We start from the raw sequence: 10,255 nt of genomic DNA, 5'->3' as shown, positions 1-10,255 counted from the left end.
CGCCCCGGCCGCGCCCGAGTGGCCGCCGCCGTACCGGCCGAGGCCGGCGCCCCCGCCGATCGAGTCGCCCGCCGCGCTGGCGGGGGCCTTCCTCGAACGGGACGGGACGCCGGCCGACACCGAGCGCTTCCTCGCCGCGCTGGTGGAGCTCGCCCACCGCGAACCGGACGCCACCGCCGAGGCGCTCGGACGCGTCGCCGCCGCCACCGCGCCGTGGTTGCACGCGAACATCCGGCCGCACCACGACATCACCGGTGTGAACCCCGCGGTGCAGAGCCTGCTTCGCGAGAACCGGCGGCTTCGGCACAGGCTGGCCCTGCGCCGGAGCGCCCGTCCGTGGGCGGCCGGGCTCCCGGAGGAACCGCCGATCCCCAGGTTCCTGCGATGGCGGAACGCCGAGATCGCCTTCCTCCTCGGCAAGGTGCCCGTGCTGCTCGCGGCACCGACCTCGGCGGCGGGCCATGTCGATCCCGCGGCACTGGTCGGACGGCTCGAACGGTACGAGGAGCTGGGCGCCAAGCCGGGACGCGCGGACCTCGTCCAGGCGCTGCTGCGCGTTCCCCGCGAGATCAACCCCGCCGCCGTGGACCGCGCGAGCCGCCTGCCGTCCAAGGCCGGGCGGACGGTCGCGTCCTGGCTCGCACGCGGTGGGCTCCCCGACCCCGGCGTCGAGTGCGAGATCGTCGACGAGCCCGGCCAGGCCGTCCGGACCTCTGTGCGCCTTGGCGACGACGTCCCGTCCGACATCGTGCGGCTGTGCACCGGCGCGGACCCTCTGTCGCAGGCGGCCTACTTCCATGAGGACGCCACCCGGTGGGTGGCCACGCTGCCGTCCCACCGCGAGGTCGTCGCAGCCCACATCGTGCCTTACGCCACGGGCACCTTCAGCCCGACCTGGGGCAGGGCGGCGTTCGTCCTCGCCCTCGCTGAGGCGGACGGCCCGCCCGGCACCGCGACGGCCGTCCTGCTCGCCCACGCCCTGGCGGACCCGGACACGGACGAGCGCGCCACCGCCGTCAACGCGTTCCTCACCTTCAGCGCGCGCGGCCACCTGCCCGCCGACGCACTCGGCGACACCGCCGGACGGCTCACCGCGCTCAGGCGACTGGCGCTCGGCCGGTTCGCGGCGTCCCTCAACAATGCCGCGAACGCTGGAGCGAACGCCGACGTCTGGACGGTCATCGCCGCCGCCCTGCCGCACGTCCTGCCCGGCCCCGGCGACAGTCCCCCGTTCGGCCTGCACGACCTCCTCGCCGCCGGCACCCGCACCGCCGAAGCGTCCCGTGCCCGCGCCGCCATCCCCGCCCTCGCCGCCGTCGCGGCCCGCCGCAGGACGAGCCGCCTCGTCCTGGAGGCCGGCCGCCTCCACCGCGTCCTCACGACCGCAACCTGAGGGCGTCCGCCGGTGTTGAGAAGAATGACGGACCCGCGTGAGAGGCTGAGCGGGCCCGCCGGGAAGGGAGCGCTGAACGATGTCCGAGACCCTCGCGTTCGGCACGGTCGACACCGTGCTCGGGCGCCTGCTCGTCGGCGAGACCGAGACGGGGGTCGTCTCGCTGAGCTTCTCCGACACCCCCGCCGCGCGCGCCCGCGTGGTGAAGGCGGCACGGCTCCCCGTCGTGGACGCCCCCGCCCGGACGGCCCCGGCCCTGGCCGCCCTGCGCGACTACTTCGCGGGCGACCTCAAGACCTTCGAGCTGCCGATCGACTGGCGGCTCGTCTCCGACGTCCAGCGCCAGGTCCTGACGACGCTGTACGAGACCGTCCCGTACGGCCGCGTCCTCACCTACGGCGAGCTCGGCGAACGCAGCGGCACCGGCGTGCACGCCCAGGTCATCGGCCAGGTGATGGGCTCGAACCCGATCCCGCTGATCGTCCCGTGCCACCGCGTCGTCGCGGCGAACGGCCTCGGCGGCTACAGCGGCGGCTCGGGCGTCGAGGTCAAGCGCTGGCTGCTCATGATGGAGGGCTCCCTCCCCGCCACCCTCGACTGGGACATCACCCTCCCCCCGTAACCCCCGCGGCCGTGTAGGGGGTGTTGGTCAGGGTTTCGGAGATCTGCCAGAGGCGCTTGCCGTCGGCGGGGCGGTCGGCGTGCGGCGGGGTGATGACCTTGGTGGGCGCGCCGCGGAACTGGAGGAGGCGGGGGCCGTAGCAGGCGCCCGGCTCGACGTCCGGGGCCGTCGCGGCGTAGAGGGTCGGGAGGGCGCCGGACGCGGCGGACTGGGCCATGACCGCGTTGCCGAGGCCGCTGAGGCGTTCCATCAGGGAGTTGCCCTCCATCCGCGGGCCCGCCTGCTGGAGGTTGGTCGCGGCGAAGCCCGGGTGGGCCGCGACGCTCGTCACGTCCGGGAAGCGGCGGGCGAGCTCGCGGGTGAACAGCAGGTTCGCGAGCTTGGACTGGCCGTAGGCGGTCCACTTGCCGTAGCGGCGCTCGCCTTGCAGGTCGTCGAAGCGGAGGCGCCCGGCCCAGGCGAAGCCGGACGTCACCGTCACCACGCGGGGGGACGTCGCGGCGCGCAGGGCGGGCAGCAGCAGGCCGGTGAGCGCGAAGTGGCCGAGGTGGTTGGTGCCGAACTGCATCTCGAAGCCGTCGGCCGTGGTGCGGTGCGGGAGCGCCATGACGCCGGCGTTGTTCACCAGCAGGTCGAGGGGGCGTTCGGCGTGGCGGGACGCGAACTCCCGCACCGACGCCAGGTCGGCGAGGTCGAGGGAGCCGAGCGCGAGGTCGCCGTCCGGGACGGCGGCGCGCATCCGGTCGAAGGCGGCCTGGCCCCGCTCGGCGCTGCGGCACGCCAGCACGACGGACGCGCCGTGCCGGGCGAGCTGCAGCGCGGTGTGGTAGCCGATGCCGCTGTTGGCCCCGGTGACGATCGCGCGCCGTCCCGTCAGGTCCGGGATGTCGTCCGCCGTCCAGGCGCCCATGGCGTCCCCCTCCACGTCGTCGCGATCCCCACAAAGTAGACAAGAGATCGAATAGCGGCAACCGGCGGACGGGGCGCGTCCTCCGCGCCGGGCGGGCGCGCGAAGGACGCGTCCGGCTACGCGGGCAGGTTCTTCTCGATGGCGGAGACGACCTCCGCCGACTCGGGTTCGGTCTGGGGCGCGAAGCGCGCCGCGACCGCCCCGTCCGGGCCGATGAGGAACTTCTCGAAGTTCCACCGGATGTCACCGGTGTGTCCCTCGGCGTCGGGCGTGCCGACCAGCTCCCGGTACAGCGGGTGCCGGCCGTCGCCGTTCACCTCGACCTTCTCGGTGAGGGGGAAGGTGACCCCGTAGGTCGCCGAGCAGAACTCGGCGATCTCGTCGGGGGTTCCCGGCTCCTGACCCATGAACTGGTTGCACGGGACGCCGAGGACGGTGAACCCGCGCTCGGCGAACCGCTCCTGCAACCGCTCCAGGCCGGAGTACTGGGGGGTCAGGCCGCATCGTGAGGCGACGTTGACGACGAGCACGGCCTTGCCCCGGTACTGTCCGAGGTCCGCAGGGCCACCCTGCAGACCGTCGATTTCCACGTCGAAGACAGACATGCGGCCGATCTTAGGAGATCGCCGCCGGCCTCCTCCGGCGCGTCCGCCCGCCGGCGGCCCGGGGAGGGCGCCGGCGGCGGCCCTACTTGCCCAACGCGTTCACGAACGAGGCGAGCTGGTTGCCCGCCGTGCCGAGCTGGCTGAAGGCGTTGTTCACCACCCCTGCCGCGTCCTGCGGCGAGCTCAGCAAGTAGAAGATGACGAAGGCGATCGCCACATAGCGGAGGTTCTTCTTCATCCGTAACGCCGTCCCTGTAGTAGCGCAGCGACACATTGACCCGATCCAATTGTGCCCAGCCGCGTCAGCCCGCAAAGCGGGATTTTACTGTCACGGCGGGGCAACCGCTTGGTCCCCCGGGCGTGAAAGAGCCCCGCGCCGCTCGGGCACGGGGCATCGATGCGCGCAGTCAGTTCGGGATCGCGCCCATGAACTGCGACAACGACTCCGCCGCGGTCCCGAGTCCGCTCAGGGCGTTGTTGACCAGACCAGCGGCCCCCTCCGGTCTGCTGATGACGTACCACGCCACGAAGGCGAGACTGGCCATCTTCAGATGCTTCTTGTTCATTGCAACCACCCTCTGCGGTCAGATGCTCACGGTGAGTGATTCCCCGAGCCGTCCAGAGGGAGATCAACGGGAGGTAAAGAGAGGGTCAGCTCCCCTTGGGGGACAGGGTCAGCTTCCCTCGGCGTGCTCCGTCAGGTACCCGATGTACATCGGACGCAGCGCGTCGCCGAGCTCGCCCTCGCCCGCGTGCGCGAACTCCTCCAGCAGCGACAGCCCGTGCAGGAGGTCGAACTTGGCGCGGTCGGTCTCCCCGAGGGACGCCGCGGCGGCCGGGATCGCGCGCAGCAGCTCCCAGAGGAAGCCGACGTCCCGGCGCTCCTTGGCGAGGCTGAGAGCGCGCTCGTGGAGCTCCTCGGACGAGAGCCGGTCCAGTTCGGCGGCGGTGGGCGTGGCGTCGGCGGTGGCGTCAGGCGCGGCGTCGGACATGCCCCGACTCTAGCCAAGCGCGACGGGGCCCGGTGCGCGTCCCCGGCCCCTCCGCCCGCCCGGCCCTTACGCCCACCCGGCCCTTCCGCCCGCCGCACCGGACGGGCGGCATCCGGCGCGGGCTCTACTTGGTGACGACGCTCGACGGGATCTTCCGGTCGTTCTTGAGGGCGTCGAACAGCGTGGCCGACCGCGTCCGGTCCCAGGTGATGTAGGAGCCGACGCCCGCGGCGCTGCCGCCCCCGCCGATCGGGACGGTGGTGGTCACGCCGTCGCCGCCGCTCACGCCCTTCATCGCCCACATCATCCGGACGAGGTCGTAGAGGTGGTCGCCGTCGTCCACGAGGAAGTTGCTGGTCGAGTTGAGCGCCAGCGGGACGGCGCGGAACGGGTTGAGCATCGTGCCCGGGGAGGTCGCCTTGCTCATCAGCGCGCCGAAGAACTGCCGCTGGTGCTCCACGCGCTCCAGGTCGGCGCGGGCGAACGCGCGGGTCCGCACGTAGCCGAGGGCCTGGCCGCCGTTGAGGTTCTGGCAGCCGGGCTGGACGTTCAGCCCCGCCTTCGGGTCGTTGATCTTCTCCTTGACGCAGATGTTCACGCCGCCGACCGCGTCCACCACGCCCACGAAGCCGCCGAAGCCGATCTCGGCGTAGTGGTCGATATGCACGCCGGTGGCCTTCTCCACCGTCTGGACGAGCAGCTTGGGCCCGCCGAAGGCGAACGCCGCGTTGAGCTTGTTCGAGCCGCGCCCGGGGATCGGGACGTAGGAGTCGCGCGGGAGGCTGATGAGGGACGTGCCGCCGGAGCCGTAGTGCAACAGCATCATCGAGTCGGTGCGCCGCCCGGCGGCGAAGCCCGTCCTGAGCCGCCGCTGGTCGGCCTTGGACAGGCCCTCCCGGCTGTCGGACCCGACGACGAGCCAGTTGGTGCCGGGCGTGTCGGCGACCCGTCCCGCGTAGTCCACGAGGACGGACTCGCGCTTCAGCCGCGAGTCGAGGTAGAAGTAGCCGCCCACGACCAGCAGGACGAGGACGACGAACACGGCGCCGAGCACCCGGGGCCAGCGGCGGCGCCGGCGGCGCTGGGGCTCGGGGTAGATCCGGCCGCCGCCGAGCTGGTCACCGGCGTAGGGGTCGCCGTACGGGTCCCGCTCGTAGGCGTGCGGGTGCTCCGCCGGGACGGAGTCGTGCCTGCTGCGCGCCACGCGGTTCCCCTCCTTGCGTGTCCAGCCCTCGGGCCAGCCGTCGGTCATGCCGTAGACCTTAGACAACTCGGAGGGCCGGGCGCGTCCATCCGGCGCATGATTGTCCTCTGCTTCGAATCACCACGCTATGTGACATGTGAGGCGGACACCGTCCTCCTTCGGGAGCACACTGCCCTTGGGTGGTACGTACGGCGAAGGGCGGCGGATGAGTGCTCGGCTGCGTTTTTTCGGGAGATTCATCCCGGGGCGAAGGAAGACGCGAGAGCAGGGTGACATAAGAGAAAAGCGAGGTGGAAGGGGACGTAAGAGGGACGCGACGGCCGCCGGGGAGGACCTGCCGGAGCTGTCGGCGCACCGCTGGCACGCCCGGGCCGGGGAGCTCGCCGAGACCGGCATGCGGACCATGGCGCGGCGGCTACCGTCGGTGATCATGCAGGCGGCGGGGCTGGCCTGGCGGGCGAACCGGACCGACACCGCCGTCACGATCGGCCTGAACCTGCTCGCCGGGGTCTTCACCGCCTTCGGCCTGCTGGCCACGACCGGCGTCCTGACCGCGCTGCTGAGCGGCGGGCCGACGCCCGCGCGGGTCCGCGACGCGCTGCCCTCCCTGGTGCTGGTCGCCGGGGCGGTGGCGCTGCGGGCCGGGCTCCAGGCGGTCGCGGGCTGGGCGCAGGCGCGGCTGGAGCCCCAGGTCGAGCGGCTGGTGGAGCTCCGGCTGTTCGAGGCGACGACAGCGGTGCACCTCACCGCGCTCGACGACTCCGACTTCCTGGACGATCTCCAGCGCGCCCAGAGCCGGGGCATGATGGCGGCGCCCCGGGTCGTCCAGCACGCGGTGGACGTCCTCACCGGCACCGTGGGCATGGTCGCGGCCGCCCTGACCCTCGGCGTGCTGCACCCCCTGCTGCTGCCGCTGCTGCTCCTCACGGCGGTGCCGGAAGGCTGGGCGTCCGTCCGCAGCGCCCGCTTGCAGTACTTCACCCTGCTCACCCTGGTCGGCGTGGTGCGCCGCAAGTGGATCCTGTCCGACCTGATGAGCGAGCGGAGGCACGCCGCCGAAATCCGCTCGTTCACGATGCGTCCCTTCCTGCTGCACGAGTACGACCGGTTCGCCGCCTACCAGCGCGCCGTCCAGCTCGACCTGGCGCGCCGCCAGACCGTCGCCCGGGTGACCGGCGACGTCCTGAAGGGCCTCGCGACCGCGCTCGTCTACATCGCGCTGGGCCTGATGCTGTGGCGCGGCGCCGTGCCGCTGGCGGTGGCGGGCACGGCCGTCCTCGCCATCAGGACGGGGCAGCAGTCGCTCGTCAACCTGGTCTTCGCGGTGAACCAGTGCTACGAGGAGGGCCTGTACTTCGGCGACTACCTCACCTTCTGCGACGCCGCCGAAGCCCGGATCCCGGCCCGCGCCCGCCTGCTGGAGGCAGAGCGCGCGAAGCGCCGCCCCCTCCCGGACGACTTCGCCCGCATCCAGGTCCAGGACGTCACGTTCACCTACCCGGGCTCAGAGTCCCCCTCCCTACGCGGCATCTCACTGGAGGTGAACAAGGGAGAGGTGGTAGCGCTGGTAGGTGAGAACGGGTCGGGCAAGACGACCCTGGCGCGGGTGATGGCCGGCCTCTACGACCCGGACGCCGGCTCCGTCCTGTGGGACGACGTGTCGCTGACCGACGTCCCCCCGGAGGACGCCTGGAAACGCGTCGCCGTCATCGCCCAGGAGTACACGCACTGGCCGATGACCGCCCGGCAGAACATCACCATGGGACGCGCCGAGAAACACCCCGACACCGACGAGGACCCGGCGGTGCTCGCCGCCGCACGCGCCGCGGGCGCGGACGAGGTCGTCGCGGGACTCGCCCGCGGCTACGACACGCTCCTGGACCGCCGCTTCGAAGGCGGTGCGGAGCTGTCGGGCGGCCAATGGCAGCGGCTCGCCGTGGCCCGCGGCTTCTACCGCAACGCCCCGCTGCTGATCTGCGACGAGCCGACCGCCGCCCTGGACGCCCGGGCCGAGCACCTGCTGTTCGAGCGGATCCGCACCCACGCCGACGGCCGGACCGTCCTGCTGATCACCCACCGCCTGGCCAGCGTCCGCTTCGCCGACCGGATCTACGTCCTGGAGCACGGCCGCGTGACCGAGCAAGGCGACCACGACACCCTGATAGCCCAGAAGGGCCTGTACGCCGAGCTCTACAACCTCCAAGCCGCCGCCTACGGCGCCACCCCTCCCAACCCCCGAGAAGCAGCCTGACGATCAAACGCAGATCACGCCAGACCGCGTCGACGCCTCATCGACTCGACAGCAAGCCGCCAATCGGTTGAGATTCTCACCTTGACCAGCAGCCCTCAAGCCCCGTTCGCCTCCTTGTCACCGCCACCCAATCTCAACACACCCCGGAACTCACCCATCGTGGGCGACGCCACCGAGAAAGCTCTTTACGGAATACTGATCGCGGCGCATGATCTTCAAAGTCGTTCCCTTGCCGCCTGGCAATTACTGGCCGCTGACCTGCTGCTCCCCATGCCACTAAGCGCCAGACCGGGCGGCATCGCCGTGCGGACCCGCGAAGATCGCGCCTCATTCACCCGATTCCGCCAATAACACCTGCCGCTCGACCGCCGCAGAAATAGACCCCTGCCCGAAAAGCACCGGGGCGCCTTTCACCGCCACCTTCCCATAACGGTCTGCCACGCCTACGACCGCTTCACAGAAAGGACGACAGGGGCCGGTTTTTTAGATGTATGGGCCGTAGCGTTCGGGTTCGTCTCGGGGTGGGGTCTCGGGGAGGTCTTCGGGGCGGAGGAGGCGTACCTCGGTGGCCTCGATCTCGCCGGGGCGCTCGTCGTGGGCGGCGGTGATGCGGCTGGCCTGGCGGGAGATCGCGGCTTCCAGGAGGTTGCGGACGAGGCGGGCGTTGCCGAAGGACGCTCCGCGCGGCTGCGCGGAGACGAGGCCGCGCAGCGCGTCCAGGACGCCGGGGGCCAGGGCGAAGCCCGCCTCCGTGGCCATGTACTCGAAGATCGTGACGAGTTCGTCGTCGGAGTAGTCGGGGAAGCGCAGGACCTTCGGGAAGCGGGATTCGAGGCCGGGGTTGAACTTCAGGAACCGCTCCATCTCGGCGTCGTAGCCGGCGACGATGACGACGAGGTCGCCGCGGTGCTCCTCCATGAGGCGCAGCAGTTCGGCGACGGCCTCGTGGCCGAAGTCGCGCTGGTCGCCGCTCGACTGCGACAGCGCGTACGCCTCGTCCACGAACAGGACGCCGCCGAGGGCGCGCTCGACCGCGCCGCGCACCCGGGGGGCGGTCTGGCCGATGAACTCGGCGACGAGGTCGGCGCGGGTGACCTCGACGAGGTGGCCGGACGACAGGAGGCCGAGCTGGGCGTAGACGGCGGCGATGAGGCGGGCGATCGTGGTCTTGGCGGTGCCGGGGTTGCCCATGAACACCATGTGCCGCGTCGGGGAGGCGGGCGGGCCGCCGGCGACGTCGCGGCGGATCTGCTCGGCGCGGGCCTCGGCGACGAGGGAGGCGACCTCCCGCTTGATCGTCTCCAGGCCGATGAGGCGGTCGACGTCGGCGAGCGGGTCGCCGGGGATCTCGTCGCGGCCGCGGGCGAGGGTGTCCGGGACGTCCTCCAGCAGGATCACGTCGAGCGACTCGGTCTCGTCGACGATGCCGTCGGCGAGGACGCGGCGGCCCTGGAGGGCGACGGCCCGGTCCAGCAGGTTGATCATGATGCGGGCGTTGCCGAAGCCGCGGTCGCGGGCGGCGGACTGGACGAGGCCGCGGACCTTGTCGAGGACGCCGGGCGCGAGCGCGAAGCCGGCGTCGGCGGCCTTGCCCGCGAACACCTCGACCAGCTCGTCCTCGGTGAGGTCGGGGAAGCGGACGGTGCGGGGGAAGGACGCGGCGAGGTCGGCGTGCGACTTCAGCAGCCCGTTCAGCTCGGCCTCGGGGCCGGTGAGGACGACGACGAGGTCGTCGGGGTGCGCCTGGACGGCGGTGAGCAGCACGTCCAGCACCTCCCGGCCGCGGGCGGCCTCGGTGGAGGCCGCGCCGAAGACGTGCGCGTCGCGGACGACGAGGACGCCGCCGAGCGCCTGCTCGACCGCGCGGCGGACGCGCAGGACGCTCTCGCTGGCGTACTCGCCGAGCAGGTCGGCGCGGTCCACCTCGACCATGTGGCCGGACGACAGGACGCCAAGGTCGGCGTAGATGCGGCCGAGGATCCGTGCGACGAGGCTCTTGCCGGTGCCGGGGTTGCCGGTGAACACGAGGTGCCGGGGACGCGCGGCGACGGCCATGCCCGCCTCGCGGCGCAGGCGGGCGGCCTTGGCCTCGGCGACGAGCGCGTCGATCTCGCGTTTCACCGGCTCGATGCCGACGCAGGCGGCGAGCTCGGTGAGCGGGTCGGTCTCGGTGCGGCGGCCGGGGATGAGGCGCTGCGGCAGGTCCGCCGCGGTGATCTCCGGCTCGGCGCCCGCCGCGGCGCGGGCCCGCGCGGCGGCGGCGCACTGCGCGGCCAGG

General features: G+C 72.3%; 11 protein-coding genes. 4 read left to right on the top strand and 7 right to left on the bottom strand.

Translation table 11 applies throughout. The annotated features are described in order from the left end of the window. On the top strand, window positions 1–1,393 hold a 1,393-nt coding region (locus E1300_RS50810; protein ID WP_207400278.1), incomplete at its 5' end, for a DUF7824 domain-containing protein. 79 nt (window positions 1,394–1,472) lie between these two features. Beyond that, window positions 1,473–2,015, top strand: a complete 543-nt coding sequence (locus tag E1300_RS42840; protein WP_131763011.1) for a methylated-DNA--[protein]-cysteine S-methyltransferase — start codon at window positions 1,473–1,475, stop codon at window positions 2,013–2,015. Here E1300_RS42840 and E1300_RS42835 read toward each other — a convergent pair. The 6 genes from E1300_RS42835 to E1300_RS42820 form a co-directional block, all read right to left on the bottom strand. Then, complete coding sequence (locus E1300_RS42835) at window positions 1,999–2,925, bottom strand: oxidoreductase (protein ID WP_131763013.1); 927 nt, start codon at window positions 2,923–2,925, stop codon at window positions 1,999–2,001. The two genes, E1300_RS42840 and E1300_RS42835, sit on opposite strands and share 17 nt — an antisense overlap. Before the next feature lie 116 nt (window positions 2,926–3,041). Beyond that, entirely contained in the window at window positions 3,042–3,530 is a 489-nt protein-coding gene (locus E1300_RS42830) for a glutathione peroxidase (RefSeq protein ID WP_131763010.1), read from the bottom strand. Between the two features lie 82 nt (window positions 3,531–3,612). Beyond that, window positions 3,613–3,768 carry a hypothetical protein gene (locus E1300_RS50805; RefSeq protein ID WP_165503250.1) on the bottom strand — a complete coding sequence of 52 codons (156 nt, stop codon included), beginning with the start codon at window positions 3,766–3,768 and terminating at the stop codon, window positions 3,613–3,615. 169 nt (window positions 3,769–3,937) lie between these two features. After that, a complete protein-coding gene (locus E1300_RS50800) occupies window positions 3,938–4,096 on the bottom strand; it encodes a hypothetical protein (protein ID WP_165503249.1) in 159 nt (52 codons plus the stop codon). Window positions 4,097–4,204: 108 nt separating this feature from the next. Then, on the bottom strand, window positions 4,205–4,522 hold the full coding sequence (locus E1300_RS42825; protein ID WP_131763009.1) for a hypothetical protein: 318 nt from the start codon (window positions 4,520–4,522) through the stop codon (window positions 4,205–4,207). Window positions 4,523–4,646: 124 nt separating this feature from the next. After that, entirely contained in the window at window positions 4,647–5,774 is a 1,128-nt protein-coding gene (locus tag E1300_RS42820; RefSeq protein ID WP_165503248.1) for an LCP family protein, read from the bottom strand. 355 nt (window positions 5,775–6,129) lie between these two features. Here E1300_RS42820 and E1300_RS42815 point away from each other — a divergent pair, with 355 nt between their 5' ends. After that, a complete protein-coding gene (locus E1300_RS42815; protein WP_306440699.1) occupies window positions 6,130–7,977 on the top strand; it encodes an ABC transporter ATP-binding protein in 1,848 nt (615 codons plus the stop codon). 159 nt (window positions 7,978–8,136) lie between these two features. After that, window positions 8,137–8,328 (top strand): hypothetical protein, encoded by a 192-nt coding sequence (locus E1300_RS42810; RefSeq protein WP_131763007.1) that lies wholly within the window; start codon window positions 8,137–8,139, stop codon window positions 8,326–8,328. 132 nt (window positions 8,329–8,460) lie between these two features. Here the strand turns inward: E1300_RS42810 and E1300_RS42805 are convergent. Then, the coding region (locus tag E1300_RS42805) for an AAA family ATPase (protein ID WP_131763006.1) at window positions 8,461–10,255 on the bottom strand (1,795 nt) is incomplete at its 5' end.

Origin of the sequence: Actinomadura fibrosa (genome assembly GCF_900659615.1) — a bacterium.
GTDB classification, from domain to species: Bacteria; Actinomycetota; Actinomycetes; order Streptosporangiales; family Streptosporangiaceae; genus Spirillospora; species Spirillospora fibrosa.
The sequence above is the reverse complement of the archived record's forward strand: the minus strand, read 5'-3'. Positions and strand labels throughout refer to the sequence as shown.

Excerpts from the sequence above, each read along its gene's own strand:
- E1300_RS42840 (WP_131763011.1), top strand. The coding sequence starts at position 1,473 with ATGTCCGAGACCCTCGCGTTCGGCACGGTCGACACCGTGCTCGGGCGC.
- E1300_RS42835 (WP_131763013.1), bottom strand. The coding sequence starts at position 2,925 with ATGGGCGCCTGGACGGCGGACGACATCCCGGACCTGACGGGACGGCGC.
- E1300_RS42830 (WP_131763010.1), bottom strand. The coding sequence starts at position 3,530 with ATGTCTGTCTTCGACGTGGAAATCGACGGTCTGCAGGGTGGCCCTGCG.
- E1300_RS50805 (WP_165503250.1), bottom strand. The coding sequence starts at position 3,768 with ATGAAGAAGAACCTCCGCTATGTGGCGATCGCCTTCGTCATCTTCTAC.
- E1300_RS50800 (WP_165503249.1), bottom strand. The coding sequence starts at position 4,096 with ATGAACAAGAAGCATCTGAAGATGGCCAGTCTCGCCTTCGTGGCGTGG.
- E1300_RS42825 (WP_131763009.1), bottom strand. The coding sequence starts at position 4,522 with ATGTCCGACGCCGCGCCTGACGCCACCGCCGACGCCACGCCCACCGCC.
- E1300_RS42820 (WP_165503248.1), bottom strand. The coding sequence starts at position 5,774 with ATGACCGACGGCTGGCCCGAGGGCTGGACACGCAAGGAGGGGAACCGC.
- E1300_RS42815 (WP_306440699.1), top strand. The coding sequence starts at position 6,130 with ATGGCGCGGCGGCTACCGTCGGTGATCATGCAGGCGGCGGGGCTGGCC.